Source organism: Microbacterium sp. SY138 (assembly GCF_039729145.1).
GTDB classification, from domain to species: Bacteria; Actinomycetota; Actinomycetes; order Actinomycetales; family Microbacteriaceae; genus Microbacterium; species Microbacterium maritypicum_A.
Genome location: NZ_CP155793.1, coordinates 3,148,343 through 3,173,511 on the forward strand (window position 1 = coordinate 3,148,343; position 25,169 = coordinate 3,173,511).

A 25,169-nucleotide genomic window follows, 5' to 3' on the forward strand; every position below is an offset into this window, starting at 1 on the left:
AGATGTCCCTGGCGACGGATGACGGCACGGACGTCTCGAACACGGGTGCGGGGAGTCGTGCAGTCGACTCCCCGCACCGTAACGGGACGCTCGTGGCGGGACTGGTCATCTCGGTCGTGGTGCTGGCCATCGCCGCCATCGCCTCGCTCGCCGTCGGCGCCCTCGCGATCGACCCCATCACCGTGCTGCAGTCCCTCTTCTCCTACGACGACGAGAACCCGCTGCACCTCATGGTCATGGAGCTGCGTGTGCCGCGCACCCTGCTCGGCATCGTCGTGGGTGCCGCTCTCGCGGTGTGCGGCGGCCTGATCCAGGCCTTCACCCGCAACCCGCTGGCCGACCCCGGCATCCTCGGTGTGAACGCCGGTGCATCCTTCGCCGTCACGTTCGCCGTCGGTGTGCTCGGCCTCACCGCCCCCGGCGCCTACGTGCCCTTCGCCCTCGGCGGAGCCTTCGTCCTCACCATGCTCGTCTACATACTGGGCTCGTTCGGAGCCTCGGGGGCGACCCCCATGAAGCTCACCCTCGCCGGCGTCGCCCTCGGCGCGGCCTTCACCGGCTTCACCACCGCGATCGTGCTGCGCGACCACAGCACCCTGCAGGTGATGCGGTTCTGGGGCGTCGGCTCGATCGGTGGACGCACCCTCGACCAGCTCACCTGGGCCGTGCCCCTGATCGTCGCCGGTCTCCTGATCGGACTCCTGTGCGCGCGCTCCCTGAACGCCCTGGCCCTCGGCGACGACCTGGCGCAGGCCCTCGGTGCACGCGTGCGCGTGACTCGCATCCTCGTCATCATCGCCGTCACCCTGCTGGCCGGAACCAGCGTCGCCGCCGCCGGACCCATCGCCTTCGTCGGGCTCATGATCCCGCACATCGTCCGCTGGTTCACCGGCCCCGACCAGCGCTGGGTGCTCGGGTACTCGATGATCATCGGCCCCGCCTTCCTGCTGTTCGCCGACGTCCTCGGCCGCATCGTGCTCCCGAACGGGGAGATGCGCGTCGGCATCGTCACGGCCCTCCTCGGAGCCCCGATCCTGATCATGCTCGTGCGTCGCAAGCGGGTGAGCGGCCTGTGAGCATCGACCAGAAGACCCGCACCGCGCCCCACACTGAGGCATCGCCCGCCGCGTTCACCCCGGTCGATCACGGTCGACGCCTGTTCCGGATCGAGACCGCGCGGATCGCCACGCTCATCCCGGTGCGATCCGTCATCGTCAGCCTCCTGCTGGTCGTCGTGATCATCGGCGCGGGCCTGTTCTCCATGACCCTCGGCGCCTACGAGGTCGACTTCGCGGCCGTCATCCGAGCGATCTTCGATCCCGCATCCGACCCCGACATCCGCCAGGTGGTGTTCGAATGGCGCCTGCCGCGCGTGCTGTTCGCGGTGCTGTGCGGCGCAGCCCTCGCCCTCGCCGGCGGCATCTTCCAGTCCCTCACCCGCAATCCGCTCGGCTCCCCCGACATCATCGGCTTCGGCATCGGCGCACAGTTCGGTGTGACGCTGGTCATGATCGTCTTCGAGCTGAACACCTACATGTTCAAGGCGGCGGGTGCGCTCGTCGGAGGCCTGTTCACCGCGCTGCTCGTCTACGTGCTCGCCAGCAAGAACACGATGTCGTCGTTCCGGCTCATCATCGTCGGCATCGGCGTCTCGGCGGGACTCGGATCCCTCACCTCGTGGATCCTGATCTCGGTCAGCGTCGAGAAGGCCATGATGGCGGCGACCTGGGGCGCGGGCTCGATCGCCTCGCTCGGCTTCGACCAGCTGATCCCGGCGGCGATCGTGTTCGCGATCGTGACCCTGCTCTCCCTCCCCCTCGCCCGCACGCTTCCCGTGCTCGAGATGGGCGACGACGCGGCGACAGCTCTCGGTATCAGTCCCGGTCGCACCCGTCTCGCAGCGATGGTGTTCGGCGTCGCCCTGGTCGCGCTGGTGACCGCCGCGGCCGGCCCCATCTCCTTCATCGCCCTCGCGGCCCCGCAGATCTCGCAGCGCCTCACCCGCTCGAACACCCCGATGGGCACGGTGCCCGTGATGCTGACCGGCGCCGCCCTCGTCGTGGTGTCGGACGCCGTGGCCCAGCTCGTCGCTGTGCCGGTCGGCGTCGTGACGGTGTCGGTCGGCGGCCTCTATCTCGCCTGGCTGCTCGCTGCCCAGTACGCGCGCCGCACCTGAAAGGAACACCCTTGACCGCTTCGCTGCAGGCCCGCGACATCACGCTGGGCTACGGGGACACCCCGATCATCTCCGACCTCACTCTCGAGGTTCCCGACAACTCGTTCACGATCATCATCGGACCCAACGCGTGCGGCAAGTCGACCCTGCTGCGCGGATTCGCCCGGCTGCTGCGCCCGACCACCGGCGCCGTGCTGCTCGACGGCGACGAACTGCGTTCGCTCAAGCCGAAAGAAGTCGCCCGCAAGCTGGGACTGCTTCCGCAGTCGTCCATCGCCCCCGACGGCATCACGGTCGCCGATCTCGTCGGGCGCGGACGCTTCCCGCACCAGAGCGCCCTGCGCACGTGGAGCAGCGCCGACGAGCGCGCCGTGTCCGAGGCGATGGCCGCGACCGGGGTCACCGATCTGTCGCGGCGCCTGGTCGACGAGCTCTCCGGCGGTCAGCGGCAGCGCGTCTGGGTGGCCATGGCCCTCGCCCAGCAGACCACGCATCTGCTGCTCGACGAACCGACGACATTCCTCGACATCGCGCACCAGATCGACCTGATGGAGCTGTTCGCCGACCTGCACCGCAGCGGCACCACGCTCGTCGCCGTGCTGCACGACCTCAACCATGCGGCCCGTTACGCGACGCACCTCGTGGCGATGCGCGACGGGGCCATCGTGGCGCAGGGCGATCCGCGCGAGATCATCACCGCAGAGCTCGTGCACACCGTGTACGACCTTCCGTGTCGAGTGATCACCGACCCCGTCTCCGGGACGCCGCTGGTGCTCCCGCTCGGTCGGCGGACACCGTGACGCCCACGCCGCGGAGGCTCTTCGGGATCGCGCTGAAGTCGGAGGGGCGTGGCATCGCCCTCGCCGGAGCGACCGCGCTGCTCATCGTGCATGCGCTCGCCGAGGCGACGATCCCCGTCATCATCGGTGCGACGATCGACCGCGCCGTGCTCCCCGCCGACCCCGCAGCACTCGCCCTCTGGCTCGGCGCCCTGGTCGGCACGTTCCTCGTGCTGACGGCGAGTTACCAGTCGGCGTCCCACCTCATGGTGTCGATCTACGGCTACGGCGAGCAGGCGCTGCGCCACCTCACGCTCTCTCGGATGCTGCGCCCCCGGCTCTCTCGCCGCACAGTGGCCCCCGGCGAGGCACTCACCTTCGTCACGTCGGACACCTATCGGGTCGCCGGCGTCGCCTGGTCGGTCGCGCAGCAGTGCTCCACGATCGCCGCGATCATCGGAGCCGGTCTCGCGATGCTGGTGATCTCGCCCGTCGCGACGCTCGTCGTATTCGGCTCGACCATCGCGATGATGCTCGTGATGCAGGTCGTGTCGCGCCCGCTGGAACGCCGTGGCCTCGTCGAGCAGCAGGCGGCCACCGAGGCCGGGGCGGTCGCCGCCGACTTCATGAGCGGATTCCGGGTGCTCGTGGGCATCGGCGCCCGCGAGGAGGCCGTGCGCCGCTACATCGCCGCGAGCGACACCTCTCGGCGGGCGGCGACCGCGGCAGGTCGCTCCCTCGCGTCATACGAGGCGGTGAGCGGCACGCTGGCGGCGATCGCGACCACCGCGCTGGCAGGTATGTCGGCCTGGTTCGCCTCCGAGGGCCGCATCAGCATCGGCGAGCTGGTCACGGTGCTCGGGCTCGCTCAGTTCATCAGCGGCTACCTCGCGTATGCGGGCTCCTTCCCCTCGAACTGGATCCACAAGCTCGCCTCGGCCAAGCGACTCGCCGAGGTGATCGACGCCGACGACCTGCTCGATGCGCCCGTCGCGGCGGCCGCCCCGGTACGACCGGCGGAGGACGTCGTCCTGACCTTCCGCGCGGGATCCGCCTCCGCGCCCGTCGAGGTGCGCGAGCGCGAACTGCTCGGCATCCGTCCCGCCGACAGCGACACGGCCCGTGCCCTCTCGCGCCTGCTCGGTCTGCGCACCCGACCCGACCGCGGCCGGGTCGCGCTCGCGATCGACGGTGAATTGCACGATCTGACCGACCTCGACCCGGTCGAGTATCGGCGTCGGGTCGTCGCCCCTCCGCACAGGCAGACGATCGTGAGCGGCTCCCTGCGCGAGGCCGTGCGCGGCCACGGCGTGGAGGACCAGCCGCACGCGCCCTTCATCGAGATGGCGGCGCTGCACGACACCGTGGTGCAGGTCGGAGGGTGGGAGTCAGAGGTAGGAGAGGCCGGGCGACGCCTCTCGGGCGGACAGCGCCAGCGCATCGGCATCGCCCGAGCCCTGCACGCGGAGGCCGACGTGCTCGTGCTCGACGAGCCCACCTCGGCCGTCGACGCCATCACCGAGGCGCACATCGCCCGCGCCCTTGCAGAGCACACCGAGACCGTGATCGTGATCACCACCTCGCCGGTGCTGCTCGGAGCCTGCGACCGGGTCGTCGAGCTTCCCTCCGAAGGATCGGATACACGCCATGAGTGACTCGACCTCGACCGGCGCGCTGCTCCCGATCGCCTCCGGCGCTCGGGTGCGGGCCGTCGTGGGTGGGCTGCTGCGGCAGCATCCCGGTCGCACCGCCGCTGTCGCCGCGCTGTTCCTCGCGGCATCCGCTCTCGGGATCGTGATGCCCGCGTGCCTGGGGCGCATCGTCGATGCCGTGTCGTCCGACGCCGGCTTCGCGACCATCGCCGGGTGGGTCGCCGCGGCCGGTCTGGGTGCCATCGGCGCAGCTGTGGTGATGCTGTGGGCCGTGCGCGTGCTCACCGGCTTGGTGCAGGACATGCTCGCGAGCCTGCGTGAAGACGTGTTCGCCTCGGCGATGCGGCTGCCCGTCAGCGCGGTCGACGACGGAGAGAGCGCCGATCTGCTCTCCCGCGTGACCGGCGACGTCGATGCCGTTGCCGAAGCCGGAGGGAACGTCGCTCCGACCCTGCTGTCCGCGGGGTTCGCGATCGGCGTCTCGGTGGTCGCGCTGACCGCTCTGGATCCCTGGCTGGCGCTCGCGGGGCTTGCCTCCGTGCCGTTCTACATCCTCGGTACGCGCGCTTTTCTGCGGAAGTCCCGTGTGGTGTTCCGCGAGGTGCGGGTGCGCGAGGCCGCCCGCAGCCAGGCCGTGCTCGACACGGTGGACGGCATCGAGACCCTCACCGCGTTCAACGAGCAGGAGCCCGCTCTCGAGCGGGTGCGCGAGCGCGCGGTGGCGTCGATCCACATGCAGATCGAGGGCGTGCGGGTGACGAATCGTCTGTTCCGCTGGATCAACGGCGGTGAGCTCGTCGGGCTGGCCGCGATCCTCGGCGCCGGATTCCTTCTGCAGTCCGCCGGCGCTGTCACGGTAGGCGCGGTCACCACTGCTGCGCTGCTGTTCCATCGCCTGTTCGGCCCGGTCGGACAGCTGATCTTCGGACTCGACGACATCCAGCGGGCAGCCATCGGTCTCGCGCGACTTGTCGGGGTCATCGATCTCGCGCCCGCGCCGGCCGCCCAGAGCCCGGAGACGGAAGCTGCACCGCCGGCATCCGCGGGCATCGAGGTGCGGGACGTGACGTTCCACTACCCCACCACCGGCCGGGGGATCAGCGGCGTGAACCTGCGGGTCGACCCCGGCACCACGGCGGCGCTGGTGGGCACCTCGGGGTCGGGCAAGAGCACGCTGGCGCGCGTCATCGCCGGGCATCACCCGCCGACGTCGGGAAGCGTGCACCTGGCGTCCCGCACAGACGCCCCGTACTACCTGTCGCAGGAGCTGCACCACTTCCGAGGCACGATCGCCGACAACCTGCGCCTCGTCGCCCCCGAAGCGAGCGGCGAGGAGATGGCGGCGGCGCTGCGGGCGGTCGGGGCGCAGTGGGCGGTCGAGGCGATGCGTCGTGAGGAGTCCGCAGAGGGCGAGAGTTCGTCCGCCGATTCCGTCGTACCGCTCGACGAGGGGCGCATCCAGCAGCTCGCGGTCGCCCGCGCCTTCCTCGCCGACCCGGATGTGGTGATCCTCGACGAGGCCACCGCAGACGTGGGGCTCCACCACCGCGAAGCCGTCGAAGACGCGATCGCGGCACTGCGGGAGGGACGCACGGCGGTGCTCATCGCCCACCGACTGCAGCAGGCAGTGACCGCCGAGCAGATCGTCGTCTTCGCCGACGGACGGATGACGCAGCGCGGCACGCATGAAGAGCTCCTCGCGACCGAAGGGCTCTACCGCGACTCCTGGCTCGCCCAGACCCGCAGCACATCCCACCCGGCCCCCACCGACCCATCCCCCACCGAAGAGATTCGCCCTACAGAGACGGAGACTCCGTGAGCATCCACCGCGGCATCGTCAGCAGCACGACCACCCTCACCCCGACCCTGGTCCGCGTCACGCTCGGCGGCGAGGGCGTCGCCGACTTCCTCAGCACCGGTATCGGCGACGAATACGTGCGGGTGTTCTTCCCGCACGGCGACGACCCGAAGGAGGTGTCGCTGCCGGTGCCGGCGGGCGACTGGTGGGAGACGCCCGAGGGTGCGCCCGAGGCCCCGATGCGCACGTACACCATCAGCGGCGTGCGCCCGGACGCCGGCGAACTCGACATCGACTTCGTGATCCACGAGGCAGGTGTCGCGGGCCCCTGGGCCGCGCGGGCGGAGCCGGGGCACGTGCTCGGGTTCAACTCCCCGACGGGCCTGTACTCGCCGCCGGAGGGCATCACGTGGCAGGTGCTCGTCGCCGACCTCACCGGGCTTCCGGCCGTGGCGCGCATCATCGCCGAGGCCCCGGAGGGCGTGCGCACGCGGGTCGTGCTCGAAGTGCCGAGCGAGGCGGACCGCGTCGCTCTCGAGGTGGGCGCCGACGTCGAGGTCACCTGGGTGGTCGGCGGCAACGGCCGCGGTCCCAGTGCGCTCGGTCCGCTCGTGCGCGGCATCGTCGACGACCGGCTTCCGCTCGACGAAGGCTATGTCTGGGTGGCCGGTGAGACCGTGGCGCTGCGCGACGTGCGCAAGTACCTGCGCAAGGAGCTCGCCCTGCCCGCGACCCGCTTCAAGGTCGTCGGCTACTGGACGCCGGTCGTCGCGTGGGACGAGAAGTTCGCCGCCCTGCCCGAGTCGGTGCAGAAGGAGCTGGATGCGATATGGGCCGAGTCCGAGGGCGATGAGCCGGAAGACGTGCAGGTGCGCTTCGAGGAGAGACTGGACCAGTTGGGGCTGTGAGGCGGATCCTCCCCGGGAACCCCGTCGTGTTCCGGTCGCAGTTCCTGCCGTTCTGCGTGCGTCGAGGCGGCAGCAACTGCGACCGGAACGGGTGAGATGGCTTCAAGTGGACGCGACGGCGGGAGTCGAACCCGCAACGCCTTCAGGTATGAACTGAGGCCCGGGACCGCCCGGATCGCCGCGATGGGAATGACGTTACCCGGCCGTGATCTTCCCCGCCAGGATGGTTGCCTGGGATAACCCTATGAGTCTGCGGATGACGCCTCTTCGTCACCCGGCGTCATCCGGCTCCGGGGCGTCGAGGGCACGCATCAGCCGTGCGACCGCCTCGCGCAACTCGCTCCGGTGCGGTTCGGCGAGCGCCACCGCGTACTCGACGCCCTCGGGGATCCAGAGCAGCGCGTACATGGCCTCGCGCCAGTCCGAGCCTCCGAACGGCCACCGCGTGCGGTCGTCGCCCACAGCGGTCGCGCCCTGCCACCACGGCCCGAAGCGCTCCTGCATCTCGGCGAGCGGCAGCTCCATCACGGCGGCCGCCTCGACCTTCTGCGGCGACCACGACGAGGCGACGAGCACGCGCTCCTCGATCTCGTCCTCCGTGATCTCGCGACGGGTGAACAGCACACGCGTGTGTTCCACCGCGGCGATGCGGTCGACGCGGAACGTGCGCCAGTCGTCCCGATCGAGGTCCCAGCACAACAGGAACCACTTGCGACCGGCCGGGGCCAGGGCATGCGGCTCGACGCGGCGCACGCTCTCGCGCCCTTCCCCGTCGAGGTACCGCAGGCGCAGCCGCTCGGTGTCGCGGGTGGCGAGCGCGATCTCCCCCAGCACCTCGGGTGAGACCACCGGCCCTTCTCCGATGCGCGGCGCCTGCACCGATGCGGCGAGCGCGTTCACCCGTTGCCGCAGCGCCGATGGAAGCACCTGCTCCAGCTTCGCAAGAGCCGTGAGCGTCACGTCGGGTCCGCCGACCAGCTGCTGCGTGGCGGCGATGCGGAGTCCGATCGCCATGGTCACCGCCTCGTCGTCGTTGAGCAGCAGCGGAGGCACGGCGCTCCCCGCCTCCAACCGGTATCCGCCGGCGGCACCGGGCGTCGACTCGACCCGATAGCCGAGTTCGCGCAGCCGATCGACGTCGCGGCGCACGGTGCGCTCGGTCACCCCCAGCCGGGCGGCGAGTTCCGTCCCCGGCCAGTGCCGGTGCGTCTGCAGCAGGTTGAGCAGAGCGAGAGCACGGGAGGTGGTGTCGGTCATGCGTCTCAGATTGTCAGAATATGCGGACAGGATCTGTCCGCATTGGTTCTTACGCTCGCTCCCATGAACGAATCCCTCATCGAGACCGAAGGCCTGACCAAGGTCTTCACCGTCAAGAAGACGCCGGTCCACGCCGTGACCGATGTCTCCTTCACCGCCGTGCGCGGAGAGCTTGTCGCCTTCCTCGGTCCCAACGGCGCCGGCAAATCGACGACTCTGCGGATGCTGACCACCCTGATCCCGCCCACCTCCGGCCATGCGCGGGTCGTCGGCCACGACATCCGCTCCGACGCGGCCGGGGTACGCGCACGCATCGGGTATGTCGGTCAGCTCACGAGCGGCAGCTTCTCGCAGCGCGTACGCGACGAGCTGCTCAGCCAGGGCGCCTTCTACGGCATGTCGCGTCGGGACAGCGCCCGGCGAGCGGACGAGCTCATCGACTCCCTCGATCTCACGTCCTTCGCGACCCGCAGTGTGCAGCAGCTCAGCGGCGGACAGAAGCGCCGACTCGACATCGCGCTCGGACTCATGCACGCACCTCCCCTCATCTTCCTCGACGAGCCCTCCACCGGACTCGACCCGCAGAGCAGGGCCAACCTCTGGGAGCACATCCTCGACCTGCGCACGCAGCACGGCACGACCGTCTTCCTCACCACGCACTATCTGGAAGAGGCCGACCGCTACGCCGAGCGGGTGATGGTGATGGACAAGGGGCGGATCATCGCCGACGACGACGCCGCCTCCCTCAAGGCGACTCTTGCCGGCGACGTGCTGACCTTCGGATTCGCGGATGCCGACGAGGCGGCGAGCGCCCGCGCCGTGGTCGCCCGTCTCAGCCCGGCGCCGGTGACCGCGGACGGGCAATCGATCTCCCTCGCCGTGCAGGACGGCGACCGGCTGCTCCCGGTGATCGTGCGCGAACTCGACGCCGCCGGGATCCTGGTCCGTCGGGCCACAGGAGTACCGCCGACGCTCGATGACGTCTTCCTCGCCCTCACCGGCCGCACCCTCCGCGATGCCGGAGAAGGAGCGGATGCCACGGGCGAAGCATCCGCTCCCGGCACCCCCGAGAACAGCCCCGCCTCCGAGAACCGCACGACAGGAGTCCTGTCATGATCACCAACGACACCCTCGTGCGCCCGAACCTCGCGCGCGACACCCGGAACGTGCTGACGCGCGAACTCAAGCCCGTGCTCCGCGACCCTTTCACGCTGATCTTCAGCCTGCTGCAGCCGCTCATCTTCCTCGGGCTGTTCGCGCCCCTGCTGATCGGCGACTCCGGACAGCCGGCCGGTGAGACGCTGGCGTGGTTCGTGCCGGGCGTGCTGGTGATGATCGTGCTGTTCGGCACCGGGTCGACCGGGTCGAACCTGCAGTACGAGATGATGACCGGATCGCACGAGCGCACCCTGGTCGCCCCGCTCGCCCGGTCCTCGCTGCTGGTCGGACGCGCCCTCAAGGAGATCGCACCGATCGTCGTGCAGGCTCTGGTGATCGTGCTGATCGCCTGGCCGTTCGGATTCGCGGCCGACATCCCCGGTCTGCTCATCGGCCTGGCACTGCTTGCCGTGTTCGGGGTGGGTCTCGGCTCGCTGTCGTACTCGCTGGCTCTCGCGACGAAGGATCGGGAGTGGCTGTTCTGGGGTGTGCAGCAGTCGCTGATCTTCCCGCTGCTGATCCTGTCGGGGATGCTGCTGCCCCTCGACGCGGCACCCGACTGGATGCGGGTCGTCGCCTCGGTCAACCCGGTCAACTGGGTCGTCCAGGCCGAGCGTGCCCTGTTCGCGGGAGACCTCGGCGATGTCACCGTGTTGTGGGGCTGGGTCTCGGCGCTCGCCGTCGCGGTCGTCGGACTGATCGTCGGAGTGCGCGCGATCCGTCGCAGCAACTGACCGCGCCCGATGGTGCGCCGCTGCGGGCATGCCGAAACCCAGACGCAGTGGCGCATCATCCGCGCGTCGTGAGGCGACACCCCGACGGTGGAACGAAGCGTCTGGGTTTCGGCAGCGCCGAGGAGCGCGCTCGCTCAGCGCCGGAGGGAGTCGTCGAACGGGTTCGGCTCCAACGTGTAGTCGGTCAACGCGTCCGCCCAGGTTCCCCCGTCGGCGGGCAGTCGGCGTCCGCGCACCGCGGCCAGCGCTCGGGTCGCCGGCGCGCCCATGGCCAGCGCCACCGTCCCTCGTATCGTGCGATCCTCCGCGCCGAGCACACTCGCCCGATGCCAGGCCTCGTGCAGTGATCCGCCGCGGGCCGACGGCACCCGCCGCGCCGGCAGTGCCCCGGAACGCCGCAGCGCCACGAGCTGCTCGACCCGCTCCCACCACGTCGACTCGCCATCGGGGTGGAAGTAGTTGTCGCGCAGCCAGTCAGGGTGCGGATGCCGGAAGCGCCCCGCCACGACCTCGCTACGACCGCCGAGCAGCCCGCTTCCCACGAACACCGTGTTCAGCAGGTTCTTGCTCACCCCGAACGCGTCGAGGGCGATCACGGGCACACCGAGAGCCGTGGCCTCGATGGCGGCGGTGGAGCTCACCGTGACGAGGCCCGCGGCCGTCTCGAGCGCGGTGCTCATCGAGTCGTAGGAGAAGACGAGATTCGGCGGCAGGCGCGACGGCAGCAGCCCCGCATACGGTTCGCGCTCGAGGTGGGTCTCCGACTCCCCCGGCCGCGAACGCAGCTTCACCACCACACGGCGACCCGGCTCGGCCTCGGCCGCCCGCACGAGCATGGCCGCGATCTCGGCCCGCTGGTCTTTCGCGAGCGGAACGAGGGCCTGCGCGGCGAAGACGACGTCGGTCGCCGGTGGCTTGACCGGGGCAGGCCGCGGAGGGCGCTCGGCGACCGCGACGCCACCGCCCCGCGCGGCAAGACCGGCTCGCCGACCCGCCACCGCATCGATGCCGACGCGCTCCGGACGCAGCATGCGCTGCCGCCGCCGGGCGAACGGGAGGGTGGCGAGCGCCGCCGGCGTCTGCACCCCGATGCGGCGGCCGAGTTCTTCGAAGGCCCGCACCTCCCTGTGGGAATGCACGACCAGCAGATCGGTGTGGCGGCGATAATCCAGCGCCCCGCGCTGGGCGGGGATCGCCATGCCGGGCAGTCCCGAGACCGTGACCGGTCGATGCTCCAACGCGTCGATCACGCGTCCCATCAGCCGCACGAACGGTCCGCGCCCCGCGAGCAGGACCACGTCGGGGCGCTGTCCGGCCAGCCAGGCCTCCGTCTGCGCGAACCCGATGCGGGTGACGTCATCCGGTCTGAGCGTCGTGCCGGCGAGAGCCGTGCGCTGCTGCTCGGCGCTGGCCGTGAGCGGTGTGCGCACGAGCAGCAGGTGCGGGCGCACACCCGGCACGGAACCGAGAAGGGAGGCGGCCCACTTCACGAACGAGTCGGCATCCGCGATGGCGACGACGCGGATGCCGGTGGCCGCCGTCATGCCGGAACGCGGCGCAGCTTCGCCATCGGCGCACGCTCGCTGTCGAACACCCGCTTGACTCCGTCGCCGGTCGCACGCTCGATCACACGGATGTCGCGTACGAGGTGCTCGAGGCCCGTCGGCTCGAGCGAGGCCGCATGGTCGGATCCCCACATCGTGCGGTCCAGGGTGATGTGGCGCTCGACAGCGACGGCTCCGATGGCCACGGCGGCGAGAGAGATCTGCAGTCCGCGCTCATGACCCGAGTAGCCGACGGGCACGCCGGGATAGCGGTCGCGCAGCGTCGCGATCACCCGCAGGTTCGCCTCTTCCGGCTCCAGCGGGTAGGTCGACGTCGCATGCATGAGGACCACCCGATCGGTGCCGAGCGTGTCGAGCGCCCGGTCGATCTGCTCGATGGTCGACATGCCGGTGGAGAGGATCACGGGCTTGCCGGTCTCCCGCAGCGCGATCAGCAGTTCGGTGTCGGTGAGGCTGGCCGAGGCGACCTTGTGGGCCACCACGTTCAACTCTTCGAGGAACGCGACGCTGGGAACGTCCCACGGCGAGGCGAACCAGTCCAGGCCGAGCATCGTGGCGTGGTCGCCGATCTCGACGTACTCGTCGCGCCCGAACTCGACACGACGGCGGTAGTCGAGGTAGCTCATCACACCCCAGGGCGTCTCGCGCGGAACGTCGCGCATGTGCTCCGGCGTCGAGATCTCCGGAGTGCGCTTCTGGAACTTCACGGCATCGGCACCGGCTCGGGCCGCGACGTCGATGAGCTTCTTCGCGATGTCGACGTCGCCGTTGTGGTTCAGGCCGATCTCTGCGATGACGTAGGCAGGACGCCCTCCGCCGATCACTCGTGAGCCGATGCTGACAGTCATGATTCCTCCGGTGTTCGAGCGTTGGTGCTACCCCTCCTTCCTGGATACGGGCCGAGGATGAACACCGGGCGACCGCCGGGTTACCGGCATCGGTCAGCTCGACAACACCCGCTCGATCAGCTCCCGCACCGCACCCTCTCCACCTCTGCGACGCAGCACGACACGGGCCTCTTCGATCACCAGCGGATGCGCGTTCGCGACCGCGACCGGCCACCCCACGATCCGCATCGCCGGCAGGTCGTTGACGTCGTTGCCGAGGTAGGCGATGTCGCCGAGAGGCACCTCGTTGTCGCGCGCCCAGTTGCGCAGCGCCGTCTCCTTGTCGTCGATGCCGTGCAGCACGGGGACCCTGAGCTTGTCGGCGCGAGCGCGGACCACCGGATTCACCTCGGTCGACAGGATCAGCAGCGGCACGCCGGCTCGGCGCAGCAGGGCGACGCCCATGCCGTCCTCCCGGCTGACCCGCACCCGTTCACCGCCGTCGGCGTCGATGATCGCGGTGTCGTCGGTGTGCACGCCGTCGAAGTCGGTGACGACCGCGCGGACCACGATGGGCGTGGGGGCCTCGTGCAGGCGGGCGAGCGCACGGGCGACGCGGAGTTGATCCGCATCGTCGATCTCGATCGCCGTCCACTCCGGCACCGCCGCGATGCGGGTCCTGCCGAAGAAGCGGTGCCTGTTCTCGCGGAAGCCCGCGGCACGGAACACATAGAACGCGCCGGTCTCGAGGTGGTGCGGCTCGCGGTCCTGTCGGCGCGGGCGGTGCGCGGCTTCGTGGTTGATCGCCACCGCCTCGCTCCCCTCCCCTTCCCGCCACAGGAACGCATAGGTCTCGTGAGCCGAGAAGACGCTGTCGGCGCGGTCGGCGCGGATCTCCTCCACGGCGTCAGCGAGCGCATCGCTCGGGATGAACGGCGAGGTCGCCTGCAGGAACGCCACGATGCCGACGGCGGCTCCGTTCACCTCGAGGTCGTCCAATGCATGCAGGATCGCGCTCTCCGAGGTCGCGGTGTCACCGGAGAGCGCCGCGGGGCGACGGACCACCCGCGCGCCGGCCGACGTCGCCACCGCAGCGATCTCGTCATCGTCTGTCGAGACGACGACCAGATCGATGCCGGGTGCGGCGGCCGCGGCGCGGACCGCACGCTCGACCAGGGGCACACCGCCGACGCGCTGAAGGTTCTTGCGTGGCACCTGCTTCGATCCCCCGCGCGCCGGGATGATCGCCACCGTGAGGGGCTTCCGCTCGTCCATCGTCCACATCCTCGTCGTCGCCATCGTCATCGTCCGCGTAGCGCCCGCCACGCACGCCCTGCCCGCCTCCTGGCCCCGAGGGCGTGAAGGCGCCACTCCTCGATCCTGCCCACTCCCCCGGCAGGACGCAGCGCACGACGCAGGGCGTTCTCCGCCGGCGCACCGGGCAGCCGCAGCTCGGCGAGCCGTCGGGGCGTGAAGTACCGAGCACGCTCGTCGGCGTCGAGGCCACGCAGCAGTTCCTCGGCCCGACCCCGCAGGTGGCCGGCGATCTCCGGCTGCATCGCATAGCCGACCGCGTCGATGAGCAGCTGCAGTCGGGCAGGATCGGCATAGGGCGAGTCCTCACGCGTGAGGGCGTCGACCAGGGTGACGGGAATCCGGTTGCTGTTCTCGAAAGGCGTCAGGGCGGCCAGCACGGTGTCGTTTCCCGCCGAACCGATCGCCCGGCCGAAGAGCGCATGCACGGTCGGCAGCGCGGTGGAGAACCCGGCGACCACCGCCACCGCGTCCAGTCGCTCGGCGAGCAGTTCCGCGGGGAGGGGGCCGCGATACTCCTCGAAGTCGATGCCGCGACGGGCCGCTGCCCCTTCGACGGCGGCGGTCACCAGCGGCGGAGCGGCCGGATGCGGTTTGAACACGATGCACTGCGGTCCCCACTGCGCCGCGCGGTCGACCAGGCGCGTCTGCAGATCGATCTCGGCAGCCGCCGTCATCAGTCCGAGCGCCGACAGATACTGTCCGAGCACGAGCACCGTCGGACCGGCCTCGTCCCGAGGCTCGGGGGAACCGGCATCCGTCTCGCGCAGGGCGGCGGCGAACACCCGCGGCGGCACCGGCACGACCTGTGCACCGGGTGACCCGACGAGCGGTCGGACCCCCGGTACGACATCGGCGTAGACGACCTGTTCGATGCGTGCGGCGACGGAGTAGGGGATCCGCACCCGCATCGGCGAGTACGTCATCAGACCATCGCCGATGATCGTGATGCGCGCCTGCGGGAACAACGCCATCAGTGTGCGGGCCGGCGCGACCTGCGGACTCTGCACGAACAGTTCGAGATCGTGAGGATCCAGATCCCACGCGCGTGCGAACAGCCGCTCCAGCATCGGCAGGTCGGAATCGGCCGGCTCCCACGAACTCGGATGCATGGGCCCGAGCAGGTCTTCCCACGGCTCGATACGGTCGAACCGCGCACGCAGAGATCCGAGCGCCGGGTCGTGCGCGATCCCGACCACCGTCTCGGGCACTCGAGACGAGGTGAAGGGAACCAGGAGGCGCTCGCCGACGGACGCGTCGAGGAGTCCGGAATCGATCCCGGCGACGGCCGTCACCAGGCCATAGGCGCTGTGGAGCGCGAAGATCTGCGTCATGCCGCACTCCCTGCCTGTCGGAGGATGCGCGCGAGCACGCGGCGGCGCGGCCCGTCGAAGCGCCCCAGCACCGCAGTCACCTCATCAGTGGGGAGCCGGCGGAGCATGTCGCGGATCCCGGATCGCATCTCCGTGCGCAGCTGTGGGCTCATCCGCCGTGCGCGCACGAGGTGGTGGGAGCTGAGGGCGAGTGCGGTCCAGACGACCTTGGGCAGGAAGCGCTCCGCCTCCGCGTCCTGCTCGACCACTGAGACGACCTCATTCATGGCCCTGGCGAAGTCGAGTTGCCGCCGATCGTGCACCTGCGTCAGCGATGTGGCGACGCCTCGGCGGTAGAGCAGGGCAGGCGCATCGACCACAGCGAACGATCGGGCCTGCAGGTGCAGTCGCCAGATCCAAGGACGGTCCTCCGCTGTGAACAGGCCCTCCGGGAACGCCGCGAGACCGCTGTCGATGATCCGGCGGTGGAAGAGCCCTGCCCAGGCGTAGGGATAGTCGACCATCGTCGACTCGTTCTCGGGCAGGATCGCCTCTCGCGGCGGTGTCACCCGCTCCCGCCACGGGTGCGGTGCGCGGACGAGCGCCCGCTGTCCGTCGGTCACCGTGACGTGGTCGGTGCGCACGAAGTCGCAGCCGAGCTCCCGCATACGCGACAGCAGTACCTCGAGCCGCCGCGGCTGCATCCAGTCGTCGCCGTCCAGGAAGCAGAAGGCGTCGCCCTCGACATGCGCGAGGCCTTGGTTGCGGGCCGTCGCGAGCCCGCGCGCCGTCGGATTCCGGAGCACCTCGGCGTGATCGAAGCACTGCGCGTACTTCTGCATGAGCTCGCCGGTGTCGTCGCGGGACCCGTCGTCGATGGCCACGAGCTTGACCGCTCCGGCATCGTCGAACTGGCGGGTGAGCGTTTCGAGCGTCGTCCCGATGTACTCGCCGGCGTCTTTCGCGGGCAGGATGACGGTGACGAAGGGTGTGCGCACAGGACTCCCGGAGACGGACGGTGTCCGGGAATGGTGCCAGGCGGTCGTTGCCGGATGGCGACGCGGAGGTGAACGATGGGTGTCCACGGAGACGAGCACTGAGGTGTGGTCCCGCACCCGAACGGAACCACACCTCCCAGTGCATCGCACTGCCGAACGTGACACGTTCGGGATGCAGGATCGCAGATACGACCCCGCGGGCCACGGGGTCGTCTGACCCCCATCAGACTCCCCCGAGACGTTCTTCGTCGTCGCATTCGTTCCCAGAGACGAAATCGACCTCCGGTAACATAATACATGCCAGCATGATGGAATCTGCGCGCCGCGATGCCGCGCTCTTCGAGGTTCGGTTCGCACCCGCGCGACGCATCGACGACGATGGGAGCATGCTCTGGCCCTTCGGATCGACCTGGCGTCCCGTGCGACAGCGTCGTCGCGACACCGTCGATCTGCGATGGCTCAGCGCGAGGACGTGGACCAGGCGCTGGTACCCGCAGGGCGTCGACGTCGGCGAGTGGCGCGGGCGACGCACCCTGGCCGTGAGCTGGTTCCGTCAGGAGCTCTCCGGGGAGCACCTCGCCTCCCGCGTCACGCTCGTCGATCTGGAGCGCTCGCGCCACATCGACATCCTGCTCGCGGTCACCGATGACGAGGGCGAGCTGCAACCGGCGCGGATCCACGCCGGCGGGCTCGCCTGGTTCGGGGATCGCCTGTTCGCCGCGGCCACAGGACGCGGTGTCTGGGAATTCGACATGTCCGACATCCGTCAGGTGCACGGCGCACTCGCTCAGCGACTGGCCGGGGCACGCGGTCGCAGTGGACGCACGACGGCGCTCATCGCGGTACGCACCCGCGCGCATCCGATCGCGCTGCGCTGCTCGTACCTCGGCCGCGTGTTCGACGACGCTGGCGCGTCGTTGCCGCGAGTGCTCATCGGTGAGCACCGCACGGATGACAGCGGCCGGATCGGCGAGTTCATCGTCCCCGCGAGCGCCGAGGACGACTTCACCGAGGTCGATCGCTTCACCCCGGGCATCCCGCGGATGCAGGGGGCCGTCCGCTGGGGCGATCGGCACTTCGTGTCGCAATCCGACCGTATGCACCCCGGTACGCTCTGGAGCGGCCGGCGCGAGGCGCTCGCGCCGACTCCGGTGCCGCTGCCGGTCGGATGCGAAGACCTCGCCCTCGACCTCGAGGCGGGACTGCTGTGGTCGCTCGGCGAGCATCCGTGGCGGCGCGTGGTGCGCGGCATCCCCTTCCCCCGACTCGGCATCCCCCGCAGCACCGACGACGGGACCGACGACAGCACCCGCGACGGAGGCCGTCCGCAGCGAACGTAGACTGGAGGGGTGAAGAAGCCCGCGCCTTTCCTCGTCTACACCGTGCTGCGGCTGCTGGCGTTCCTCGTCCCGCTCGCCATCCTCTGGGTGTTCTTCCCGATCTTCCGAGAGTTCTGGTGGCTCGCCGCGATCTTCGCCGCGCTGATCGGCATGAGCATCTCGATGCTGTTCCTGCGTGCGCCCCTCACCGACGCCTCCGCCCGGTTGCAGGAACGCCGCGAGAGCCGCTCGTCCGCCGGACAGGCCGATGCGGACGCCGAGGACCAGGTCATCGACGAGTCGAACGACCCGATCGACGGCGACGCCAGGGCCTGAGCGCCCCGGCTGCGCTCAGCCGACGAACGCCCAGAAGAGGGCGCCCGCGTAGAGCAGCGACGTCAGCGACGTGAGCGCCAAAGCGGTCACGAGTTCCTTGGGCTGCCGGTAGGACCACACGATCGCGATCGCCGGGAGCCCTGCGAGCAGCGCCAGCAGCGAGATCCATGCGATCGGGAACGCCAACGCCAGGAAGGCCGCGATCCCGAACGGCGCGATCACGAAGAGGGTGAACAGCACCTGGGTGGCCCGGCGTCCGATCAGCACCGTCAGCGTGCGCTTTCCCACTTCGCGGTCCTGATCGATGTCCCGCAGGTTGTTCGCGAGGAGCACGGCGCAGGCGAAAAGACCGGTCGCGATCGCACCGAGCCACGCCTGCTGCGGCAGCGCGAAGATCTGTACCCAGGTCGTGCCGAGGGTGGCGACGAGCCCGAAGAACACGAACACGAAGACCTCGCCGAGGCCGTAGTAGCCGTAGGGCCGCTTGCCGCCGGTGTAGAACCAGGCGGCCACGATGCAGGCGGCGCCCACCGCGAGCATCCACCACTGTCCGGTGCGCACGACGATCGCCAGCCCGACGAGCGCGGCGAGCGCGAAGAACACCAGCCCGATGATGAGGACGGTGCGCGGCGCGACCCGCCCGGATGCGGTCAGGCGCGCGGGCCCTACCCGGTGGGCATCGGTGCCGCGCACGCCGTCGCTGTAGTCGTTCGTGAAGTTCACGCCGATCTGCAGCAGCACCGCGACGGCGAGACAGGCGAGCGCGATGACCCAGTGGAACTCGGGCCCGGTGCTGCGCGCGGCTCCCGTGCCGATCACGACCGGCGCGATCGCGAGAGGAAGGGTGCGAAGACGCGCGGCCCCGACCCAGTCGGAGGCCGTCACGGGGCCCGCTTCGACCGCCGGACGCTTCGCCGGGTTGCCGCTCGTGCGGACCGGGGTGCGCTTCGCGGTCGGGGTCTTCTTCTTGCGCTGGGAGGATGCTTCCACGCAGGGAATCCTACTGGCCGGGGCGATGCCCGACCTCAGCGTGAGGGCCCATCAGGAGTTCGGGTTGCTGTCCTTGCCGTCGAGCCACAGAGTGTCGGACGCGTCTGCGTGGGCACCGCCCGTGCCCACGTGCTTGTCGCTGATCTGCGGGCCCTTGGTGATCACGTGCACGAGCGCCATGGCGTGCCCCTGACCGAGTTGGTAGTCCTCTTTGAGCCACGCGACGATCGGCGTCGCCTTGGTGGTGCGGTCGAACCCCTTCTCGGTCGCGAGCGCGATGAACTGCCGCGGGGTGAGGCCGGTCTTGGTCTCGATGTTGTCGAGGTATGCCTGGAAGGACATCGGTGCTCCTGTGGTCAGTCCTCATCGAGGAACGTCTGGATGATGGTGGCGGAGGCGTGGATGCCGATGATACGGAGCACCCCGTCCCCCACATTGGTGAAGCGGTGCGGGATGAAGGCGGGCCCGGTGGCCGTGTCTCCCGCCCCGGCCACGAAAGTCTCCTCGCCCACCGCGATCGAGGCAATGCCCTCGATCACGACCCAGGTCTCAGGATAGGGATGCCAGTGCAGCCCCGGCCCTTCCCCCGGCTGGTTCTCGACGAAGAAGTACGACACCTCGGCGCCGTGCTCGGCTCCCACGAACCTGCGGCTGCCGCCCGTACCGATGCGGATGTCCGCCCCGGAGACGACCCCGTTCGATGGTGATGTGCTGTTCATGGCACCAGTCTCGACAGACTCGCGAAGAGTCCCTAGAGTTTCGACGTGGATCGAAACTACGGCCCGATCGAGGGCGTCGAGCACCCCGATCACCGCGTCGAGTTCCACCTGAGCCCGGGTGACGTCGAGGCGGTGCGGTTCGGCATCTCGCCCGGACACGAGCTCGCGCACGCGGTACGGGTACTACGGCGACCGACCGCCCACCCCCTGCAATGGGGGTGGCTGCGTTCCGTGCGCGACCGCCTCCCCCGCGACGACATCGCGCTGCTCGCCACCGTGATCGGCGACGACGGCTACCTGCCCGACTTCCTGACGACCACACCCCGCTGGGACCTCACGCCCGAGATCGAGCTCGACGAACTGCGTGCCGCACCCCTCGACCCGATGCGCGTCGACTTCGGGAAGATGGTGGCGCGGTCGAGCGGAACCCGGCGAGAGGCTCTCCGCGCGATGCGGGATCACCCCGCCCGCGCCCGCAGCCTGATCGCCGACGCGTGGGGCGCCGTGTGGGACGCCGCACTCGCCCCGGTGTGGCCGCAGCTCGACCGGCTGCTGCGCGCCGACATCGCCGTCCGCACACGCACGATGGCGAGCGCGGGCATCGCCGGCATGGCCGGCGATCTGCACCGACAGGTGACCTGGGGGTCCGGTGCCGTCCGCGTCTCGCTGCGCCGCCACAGCGAACAGGTCGACTGCCGGGGAAGCGGCCTGGTCCTGGTCCCGTCCGTCATGTCGTCATGGGGATGCATGGTGCTCACCGAGCCGCCGGCACAGCCCACCCTGTTCTATCCCGCCCGGGGAGTCACGGCCGGATGGGCCCGCGACGCCACCGAGATCGCCGACGCCCTCGGCGCCCTGTTGGGGCCGGCCCGAGCGGCCATCCTGCTCGGCGCCGGCACGGCCCGCACGACCTCGCAGGTGGCACGCGATGCCGACATCGCGATATCGACGGCATCGCACCACCTCTCGGTGCTGCGGGGCGGCGGTCTCATCGCCAGCGAACGCGACGGCGCCAGGATGCTGCATCTGCGCACGCCGCTGGGCGAGGCGATGGTCGGCGCGATGCTCTGACGCCCGCTCGTCCGACTACTCGGTGGAGCCCACCGGGATGATCGGCCGGTGCTCGTAGTACGTCTGCAGGACCACGGTCGTGCGGGTGCTGACGTTCGCCGCGAGCCGCACGTCGCGCACCAGTTCTTCGAGCGCACGCGGTGACGGAACCCGCACGAAGAGCATGTAACTGGCATCGCCGGCGATGGAGTGACATGCCTCGATCGCGTCCAGGTGCTCCAGCAGCTCGGGCGCGTTGTCGGGCTGCGCCGGGTCGAGCGGGGTGATCTCGATGAACGCCGAGAGCGGCGTGCCCACCTGCTCGGGGTCGAGGATCGCCTGGTATCCGGAGATGACTCCCCGCGTCTCCAATCGACGCAGGCGCGACTGCACCGCCGAGACCGACAGCCCCACCGCATCCGAGAGCTGGGAGAGCGTGGCACGGCCGTCACGGGAGATCGCGGTCAGGATCGCGCGGTCGACAGAGTCATCCATGGCTGTAAGATTATCGTCAGGATTCCGTTTGTGCAGGAATCTTTCCGTTAAAAGCTCCGATCGGAGGTCCCGATGTCCCTTCTTTCCGCCAACAGTTCCGCTGTTCAGGCCATCGTCGGCGAACCCGAGGTCGTCGAGGACGCATCGATCGCCGAGCAGTCGACCGCTTGGGCACAGCTCAAGGACGCGGCGATCGCGATCCGCGAGATGCAGATCAAGGACGGCTCGATCCCGGACGCCGCTCATCATGCCGCCGCCCGCGAGCTGGTCGGCGCCATCACCGCCGCGATCCGCGCGCTCGCCCCGGCCTTCCCGCACGACGCCGAGTATCTCGCCGCCTCCGTGGTCGACTTCGACCGCTGGTCCGCCTCGGACTTCGGCGTGCCGGACTTCCTCGACTCGCTCATGGCCTTCCAGCCGCAGCAGCACCGCGTCGACGGCATCCGTCACCTCGTCGTGTTCCCGATGTACACGCAGAACGGATCCAGCGACCGCCTGGTCGAAGCGCTGATCGTCGAGACGATCTGGCCGGAGTTCATCGCGGCGCTCGAAGCGGGCGACTACGGCAACAAGCTGTTCGTCTCGCTGCGTCTGGTCGACTTCACGCCCGGATACGACACCAACTCGGCCGTGCTGTTCCCCGAGACCGTCGCGATGCGCGAGATCCCGTCCTTCACGTGGGGCGCGATCTTCCAGGACCGCGAGGCGGCCCGCTACCGTCGCGTCACCCGTGCCGCTGCCGAGATCACCAACCTCGACCTGCCGGAGCGCGCGGCCGCGATGCTGGACGATCAGCAGGTGGCAGAGAAGACGTTCGTGATGTGGGACATCATCCACGACCGCACCCACATGCGCGGAGACCTGCCGTTCGACCCGTTCATGATCAAGCAGCGGATGCCGTTCTTCCTCTATTCGCTCGAGGAGATGCGCTGCGACATGACGGCGTTCCGCGAGTCCGTGAAGATCGAGCGCGCCCTCGCGGCACGCATCGACGCCGGCGAGGAGCTCACTGCGACCGAGCAGGAGATGCACGACTACGCGCACCTCGTGCAGTACGCGGTGATCTTCGACCGCATCTTCCGCTTCTCGATCACGGGCACCCGCACCCGCAACTACGACGCGGTCGGCGGGCAGCTGCTGTTCGCATGGCTGCACCAGCGCGGCGTGCTGCACTGGACCGACACCGCTCTGGCGTTCGACTGGGACAACGTGCCCGATGCCGTGGTGGCTCTGGGCGATGCGATCGACGACCTGTACTGGCACTCGATCGACCGCCCGAAGGTCGCGCACTGGCTCGCCGCATACGAACTGGTGCGCGGCACGCTCACCCCGCACCCGGCATCGCAGTGGGCTCGCGGGCTCTCGGACGAGATCCTCGCCGGTGCGCCGAAGGGCTACACGGACGCCGTGATGGACGACGAGTTCCCGCTGTCGATGTTCTTCGAGACCCTCGACAAGAAGATGAAGCCGGTCATCGAGTCGACTGTCGGCATCCGCGGTACCGACGACTGAGGATGAAGACCACGCGCGCACCGCGCGCGTTCCGAGTGTGACGCTGGGGCGCACCGCGCTGCGGCCGGAACCTGTTCTGCGGATCTCTCCGCGGGTTCCGGCCGCAGAAGCCCCGACGACGCGGAAGAGTGGACACATGGCTGAACGCACCGATTCGAACGCCGCCGGACGCACCGTCGTCCTCGCCGGAGCGACCAGCGCCGCCGGCCTCGCCGCCACACGCGCACTGGTCGCCGCGCATGCCCGTGTCATCGCCACCGGCCGCTCCGCGGAGCGCCTGCGGGAACTCGCAGATGCCGGGGCTCAGGTCGAGGTCGCCGATGCGACCTCCCTCGACGCGATGACCGCCGTGGCCTCGCGGATCGGCCCCGTGGATGCGGTGGTCCCGCTGGTCGGCGGCTGGCGCGGTGGTGGAGGGCTAGCCGGGCAATCCGACGCTGACTTCGCCGCCCTGCTGCCGGCACTCGAAGCGGTGCGCGCCACAAGCCGGGCGTTCGACACTGCCCTGCGCGCCTCCGCGGCCGGACGCTTCGCGATCGTCTCCTCGACCGCCGTCGCACGTCCCCTCGCCGGCGGGGCGAACTACGCCGCCGTCAAGGCCGCGAGCGAAGCCTGGGCCCGAGCGGTCGCGCAGGGGTATGCCAAGGCGTCGCGCGAGGCCGGGGACCCACTGCGGGCCGCATCCGTCGTGTTCCGCGCCCAGGCGCTCGACGCCGAGGTGCTCGCTGCACGGATCGTCGCGCTGTGGGATGCGGACGCCGCCGAGCTCAACGACCGGGTGTTCGACGTGGCCTGATTCCGCCCGGGATCACCGACGCGGTCCCCCGGATTCGGGGGGAATCCCCGGCACGACGGGCGGTGCGTCCGCACGCCGGGTCACGACGGGCTCGGTCTCGTCATCGTCCGGTGTCCGGTCCGAGATCTCCTCCTCCGCCCCCGCGACCTCCTGCTCCGGAGCCTCTGCGTACAGCTCTGTGAGCTTGCGATACGAGCGGGTGAAGAAGGCCAGGGTGGCGGCGACGACCATGATCAGTCCGGCGAACAGGCAGATGAGCGCGATGCCTCGAGCCTCTCCCTCGCCGAGCAGCCACCCCCACTGCCGCTGCCCCTGCGCCGTGTCCATGTACGGGATGATCAGGAACTCGGCGATCGGTGCGATCAGGAATGCGGTGATCGGGGCCGCTGCCGCCTCCATCGCGGCGGCCACTCCGAACACGCGCCCCTGCCGCTCGAACGGCACGACCTTCTGGATCACGGTCTGCTCGGCCGCCTCCACCGGAGGCACCAGCGCCATGTACACCCACATGCCGACCACATACAGCGGCCACCACTCCCGCAGCATGAACACGGAGCCCAGCAGCCCCATCGCGATGACCACGAGCAGCATCGTGCGCATCGGCTTCGGACCGAGACCGAACTTGGCCACGAGTCCCCCGCCGACCAGGAATCCGGTCGACGCGAACGCCAGGGCGAATCCCCAGGTCTGGGCGTCGAAGAGCGTCAGCCCGTAAGGATCCATGAGCGCCATGTAGACGCCGCCGATGAGGTTGTTGAACGTGGAGAAGATGATCAGTGCGAAGAGGCCGGGAGCCAGCCGGATGGCCCGCACGCTCCCCCGGAAGTCGAGCGCGCTCGACGCGTTCGGGTCGGGCTCCGGATTGCCCTCGGGGATGCGTACGAACAGCAGATGCACGAACGTGAGCGCCATGGCGGCGATCGCGATCGCGAGCGTCCACCCCATGCCGAGGAAGCCGATCGAGAGTCCCGAGAACACGCTCGTGACGAGGAAGGCGATGCCCTGCACCGTGCCGACCAGGCCGTTGGCGTTCGCACGTCTCTCTTCGGGGATGAGCAGGGTGACCGTCGTGGACAGCGCGATGTTGCGCAGCTGCTCGATGACTCCGCCGAACAGGATGATGCCAGAGAACAGCCAGAACCACGGTCCTCCCAGGTCGAGCAGGGCCGCCTCGGGCTGCCAGAGGTAGAGCACCCCGGCCACCAGGAAAGCGACAGCCGAGATGACGCTCGAGATCACCATGACGGTGTGCTTGCGGTTTCGATCGACGATCGTGCCGAACGCCATCGCGAAGAACGCGACGAACAGCATGTAGGCACCGCCGATGATGCCCGTGGCCAGCACCGACTGCGTCTCGATGTAGACCCAGAACGTGAGCGCGAACCACAGGAAGCTCGTCGTCACGTTCGCGATGAGCGTGTTGACGAGGACGTTGGCGAAGGCCCTCTTCGCTGCGGTGCGCTGCATGCCTAA

Annotated in this window: 24 protein-coding genes and 1 tRNA gene; 13 read left to right on the forward strand and 12 right to left on the reverse strand. The window is 69.8% G+C overall.

Annotation, left to right across the window (positions count from 1 at the left end; translation table 11 throughout):
* Positions 1 to 2: 2 nt before the first annotated feature.
* Genes ABDC25_RS15185 through ABDC25_RS15210 form a run of 6 tightly spaced genes read left to right on the forward strand, consistent with a single transcriptional unit; the run spans position 3 to position 7,313 of the window.
* Positions 3 to 1,076 (forward strand): iron chelate uptake ABC transporter family permease subunit, encoded by a 1,074-nt coding sequence (locus ABDC25_RS15185; RefSeq protein WP_208323803.1) that lies wholly within the window; start codon positions 3 to 5, stop codon positions 1,074 to 1,076.
* Complete coding sequence (locus tag ABDC25_RS15190; RefSeq protein WP_021201157.1) at positions 1,073 to 2,176, forward strand: iron chelate uptake ABC transporter family permease subunit; 1,104 nt, start codon at positions 1,073 to 1,075, stop codon at positions 2,174 to 2,176. The genes ABDC25_RS15185 and ABDC25_RS15190 overlap by 4 nt, the downstream gene beginning before the upstream one ends.
* An 11-nt stretch (positions 2,177 to 2,187) precedes the next feature.
* The gene (locus ABDC25_RS15195) at positions 2,188 to 2,976 is read left to right on the forward strand and encodes an ABC transporter ATP-binding protein (RefSeq protein WP_208323802.1); all 789 of its coding nucleotides are present in this window, start codon (positions 2,188 to 2,190) and stop codon (positions 2,974 to 2,976) included.
* Positions 2,973 to 4,610, forward strand: coding sequence for an ABC transporter ATP-binding protein (locus ABDC25_RS15200; RefSeq protein ID WP_167255571.1), 1,638 nt, complete (start codon positions 2,973 to 2,975; stop codon positions 4,608 to 4,610). The genes ABDC25_RS15195 and ABDC25_RS15200 overlap by 4 nt, the downstream gene beginning before the upstream one ends.
* Entirely contained in the window at positions 4,603 to 6,426 is a 1,824-nt protein-coding gene (locus tag ABDC25_RS15205; RefSeq protein WP_167255569.1) for an ABC transporter ATP-binding protein, read from the forward strand. Before ABDC25_RS15200 ends, ABDC25_RS15205 begins: the two co-directional genes overlap by 8 nt.
* Positions 6,423 to 7,313, forward strand: a complete 891-nt coding sequence (locus ABDC25_RS15210; protein ID WP_347123447.1) for a siderophore-interacting protein — start codon at positions 6,423 to 6,425, stop codon at positions 7,311 to 7,313. Before ABDC25_RS15205 ends, ABDC25_RS15210 begins: the two co-directional genes overlap by 4 nt.
* A 107-nt stretch (positions 7,314 to 7,420) precedes the next feature.
* Here ABDC25_RS15210 and ABDC25_RS15215 read toward each other — a convergent pair.
* Both ABDC25_RS15215 and ABDC25_RS15220 read right to left on the reverse strand, forming a co-directional pair.
* A tRNA-Met gene (locus ABDC25_RS15215) sits at positions 7,421 to 7,496 on the reverse strand.
* 87 nt (positions 7,497 to 7,583) lie between these two features.
* Entirely contained in the window at positions 7,584 to 8,570 is a 987-nt protein-coding gene (locus ABDC25_RS15220; RefSeq protein ID WP_167255567.1) for a WYL domain-containing protein, read from the reverse strand.
* Positions 8,571 to 8,633: 63 nt separating this feature from the next.
* Here ABDC25_RS15220 and ABDC25_RS15225 point away from each other — a divergent pair, with 63 nt between their 5' ends.
* Both ABDC25_RS15225 and ABDC25_RS15230 read left to right on the forward strand, forming a co-directional pair.
* Positions 8,634 to 9,686, forward strand: a complete 1,053-nt coding sequence (locus ABDC25_RS15225) for an ATP-binding cassette domain-containing protein (protein ID WP_347123449.1) — start codon at positions 8,634 to 8,636, stop codon at positions 9,684 to 9,686.
* The gene (locus tag ABDC25_RS15230) at positions 9,683 to 10,462 is read left to right on the forward strand and encodes an ABC transporter permease (protein ID WP_021201164.1); all 780 of its coding nucleotides are present in this window, start codon (positions 9,683 to 9,685) and stop codon (positions 10,460 to 10,462) included. The genes ABDC25_RS15225 and ABDC25_RS15230 overlap by 4 nt, the downstream gene beginning before the upstream one ends.
* 134 nt (positions 10,463 to 10,596) lie before the next feature.
* On the opposite strand, the gene ABDC25_RS15235 is transcribed toward ABDC25_RS15230, so the two are convergent.
* From ABDC25_RS15235 to ABDC25_RS15255, 5 genes are all read right to left on the reverse strand, one after another.
* The gene (locus ABDC25_RS15235; RefSeq protein ID WP_052514725.1) at positions 10,597 to 12,006 is read right to left on the reverse strand and encodes a DUF6716 putative glycosyltransferase; all 1,410 of its coding nucleotides are present in this window, start codon (positions 12,004 to 12,006) and stop codon (positions 10,597 to 10,599) included.
* Entirely contained in the window at positions 12,003 to 12,875 is an 873-nt protein-coding gene (locus tag ABDC25_RS15240) for an N-acetylneuraminate synthase family protein (RefSeq protein ID WP_021201165.1), read from the reverse strand. Before ABDC25_RS15240 ends, ABDC25_RS15235 begins: the two co-directional genes overlap by 4 nt.
* A gap of 93 nt (positions 12,876 to 12,968) precedes the next feature.
* A complete protein-coding gene (locus ABDC25_RS15245; protein ID WP_031208005.1) occupies positions 12,969 to 14,129 on the reverse strand; it encodes an acylneuraminate cytidylyltransferase in 1,161 nt (386 codons plus the stop codon).
* A gap of 26 nt (positions 14,130 to 14,155) precedes the next feature.
* Positions 14,156 to 15,502: a polysialyltransferase family glycosyltransferase gene (locus ABDC25_RS15250; RefSeq protein WP_021201167.1), complete on the reverse strand. Its 1,347-nt coding sequence runs from the start codon at positions 15,500 to 15,502 to the stop codon at positions 14,156 to 14,158.
* Positions 15,499 to 16,479, reverse strand: coding sequence for a glycosyltransferase family 2 protein (locus ABDC25_RS15255; RefSeq protein ID WP_167255561.1), 981 nt, complete (start codon positions 16,477 to 16,479; stop codon positions 15,499 to 15,501). The genes ABDC25_RS15250 and ABDC25_RS15255 overlap by 4 nt, the downstream gene beginning before the upstream one ends.
* 305 nt (positions 16,480 to 16,784) lie before the next feature.
* Here ABDC25_RS15255 and ABDC25_RS15260 point away from each other — a divergent pair, with 305 nt between their 5' ends.
* Together ABDC25_RS15260 and ABDC25_RS15265 are read left to right on the forward strand one after the other, a co-directional pair.
* Entirely contained in the window at positions 16,785 to 17,819 is a 1,035-nt protein-coding gene (locus ABDC25_RS15260; RefSeq protein WP_021201169.1) for a hypothetical protein, read from the forward strand.
* 9 nt (positions 17,820 to 17,828) lie between these two features.
* On the forward strand, positions 17,829 to 18,134 hold the full coding sequence (locus ABDC25_RS15265) for a DUF4229 domain-containing protein (RefSeq protein WP_136024437.1): 306 nt from the start codon (positions 17,829 to 17,831) through the stop codon (positions 18,132 to 18,134).
* A 15-nt stretch (positions 18,135 to 18,149) separates the two neighbouring features.
* On the opposite strand, the gene ABDC25_RS15270 is transcribed toward ABDC25_RS15265, so the two are convergent.
* The 3 genes from ABDC25_RS15270 to ABDC25_RS15280 are packed head-to-tail and all read right to left on the reverse strand — an operon-like array spanning position 18,150 to position 19,843.
* The gene (locus tag ABDC25_RS15270; protein WP_347123453.1) at positions 18,150 to 19,124 is read right to left on the reverse strand and encodes a 1,4-dihydroxy-2-naphthoate polyprenyltransferase; all 975 of its coding nucleotides are present in this window, start codon (positions 19,122 to 19,124) and stop codon (positions 18,150 to 18,152) included.
* Positions 19,125 to 19,175: 51 nt separating this feature from the next.
* A complete protein-coding gene (locus tag ABDC25_RS15275; RefSeq protein WP_021201172.1) occupies positions 19,176 to 19,466 on the reverse strand; it encodes a DUF4287 domain-containing protein in 291 nt (96 codons plus the stop codon).
* Between the two features lie 14 nt (positions 19,467 to 19,480).
* The gene (locus tag ABDC25_RS15280) at positions 19,481 to 19,843 is read right to left on the reverse strand and encodes a cupin domain-containing protein (protein ID WP_021201173.1); all 363 of its coding nucleotides are present in this window, start codon (positions 19,841 to 19,843) and stop codon (positions 19,481 to 19,483) included.
* A gap of 45 nt (positions 19,844 to 19,888) precedes the next feature.
* Between ABDC25_RS15280 and ABDC25_RS15285 the strand changes: the two genes are divergently transcribed.
* Positions 19,889 to 20,914 (forward strand): DUF5937 family protein, encoded by a 1,026-nt coding sequence (locus ABDC25_RS15285; RefSeq protein ID WP_347123456.1) that lies wholly within the window; start codon positions 19,889 to 19,891, stop codon positions 20,912 to 20,914.
* Positions 20,915 to 20,929: 15 nt separating this feature from the next.
* On the opposite strand, the gene ABDC25_RS15290 is transcribed toward ABDC25_RS15285, so the two are convergent.
* Positions 20,930 to 21,388: an Lrp/AsnC family transcriptional regulator gene (locus ABDC25_RS15290; RefSeq protein WP_017829260.1), complete on the reverse strand. Its 459-nt coding sequence runs from the start codon at positions 21,386 to 21,388 to the stop codon at positions 20,930 to 20,932.
* A 72-nt stretch (positions 21,389 to 21,460) separates the two neighbouring features.
* Between ABDC25_RS15290 and ABDC25_RS15295 the strand changes: the two genes are divergently transcribed.
* Positions 21,461 to 22,900 (forward strand): DUF6421 family protein, encoded by a 1,440-nt coding sequence (locus tag ABDC25_RS15295; protein ID WP_021201176.1) that lies wholly within the window; start codon positions 21,461 to 21,463, stop codon positions 22,898 to 22,900.
* Positions 22,901 to 23,036: 136 nt separating this feature from the next.
* Positions 23,037 to 23,696, forward strand: coding sequence for an SDR family oxidoreductase (locus tag ABDC25_RS15300; RefSeq protein WP_347123458.1), 660 nt, complete (start codon positions 23,037 to 23,039; stop codon positions 23,694 to 23,696).
* Positions 23,697 to 23,708: 12 nt separating this feature from the next.
* On the opposite strand, the gene ABDC25_RS15305 is transcribed toward ABDC25_RS15300, so the two are convergent.
* Positions 23,709 to 25,163 (reverse strand): MFS transporter, encoded by a 1,455-nt coding sequence (locus tag ABDC25_RS15305; protein ID WP_347123460.1) that lies wholly within the window; start codon positions 25,161 to 25,163, stop codon positions 23,709 to 23,711.
* Between the last annotated feature and the right edge of the window lie 6 nt (positions 25,164 to 25,169).

Excerpts from the sequence above, each read along its gene's own strand:
- ABDC25_RS15185 (WP_208323803.1), top strand. The coding sequence starts at position 3 with ATGTCCCTGGCGACGGATGACGGCACGGACGTCTCGAACACGGGTGCG.
- ABDC25_RS15205 (WP_167255569.1), top strand. The coding sequence starts at position 4,603 with ATGAGTGACTCGACCTCGACCGGCGCGCTGCTCCCGATCGCCTCCGGC.
- ABDC25_RS15220 (WP_167255567.1), bottom strand. The coding sequence starts at position 8,570 with ATGACCGACACCACCTCCCGTGCTCTCGCTCTGCTCAACCTGCTGCAG.
- ABDC25_RS15225 (WP_347123449.1), top strand. The coding sequence starts at position 8,634 with ATGAACGAATCCCTCATCGAGACCGAAGGCCTGACCAAGGTCTTCACC.
- ABDC25_RS15230 (WP_021201164.1), top strand. The coding sequence starts at position 9,683 with ATGATCACCAACGACACCCTCGTGCGCCCGAACCTCGCGCGCGACACC.
- ABDC25_RS15235 (WP_052514725.1), bottom strand. The coding sequence starts at position 12,006 with ATGACGGCGGCCACCGGCATCCGCGTCGTCGCCATCGCGGATGCCGAC.
- ABDC25_RS15240 (WP_021201165.1), bottom strand. The coding sequence starts at position 12,875 with ATGACTGTCAGCATCGGCTCACGAGTGATCGGCGGAGGGCGTCCTGCC.
- ABDC25_RS15245 (WP_031208005.1), bottom strand. The coding sequence starts at position 14,129 with ATGGACGAGCGGAAGCCCCTCACGGTGGCGATCATCCCGGCGCGCGGG.
- ABDC25_RS15250 (WP_021201167.1), bottom strand. The coding sequence starts at position 15,502 with ATGACGCAGATCTTCGCGCTCCACAGCGCCTATGGCCTGGTGACGGCC.
- ABDC25_RS15260 (WP_021201169.1), top strand. The coding sequence starts at position 16,785 with ATGATGGAATCTGCGCGCCGCGATGCCGCGCTCTTCGAGGTTCGGTTC.
- ABDC25_RS15275 (WP_021201172.1), bottom strand. The coding sequence starts at position 19,466 with ATGTCCTTCCAGGCATACCTCGACAACATCGAGACCAAGACCGGCCTC.
- ABDC25_RS15280 (WP_021201173.1), bottom strand. The coding sequence starts at position 19,843 with ATGAACAGCACATCACCATCGAACGGGGTCGTCTCCGGGGCGGACATC.
- ABDC25_RS15290 (WP_017829260.1), bottom strand. The coding sequence starts at position 21,388 with ATGGATGACTCTGTCGACCGCGCGATCCTGACCGCGATCTCCCGTGAC.
- ABDC25_RS15295 (WP_021201176.1), top strand. The coding sequence starts at position 21,461 with ATGTCCCTTCTTTCCGCCAACAGTTCCGCTGTTCAGGCCATCGTCGGC.
- ABDC25_RS15300 (WP_347123458.1), top strand. The coding sequence starts at position 23,037 with ATGGCTGAACGCACCGATTCGAACGCCGCCGGACGCACCGTCGTCCTC.
- ABDC25_RS15305 (WP_347123460.1), bottom strand. The coding sequence starts at position 25,163 with ATGCAGCGCACCGCAGCGAAGAGGGCCTTCGCCAACGTCCTCGTCAAC.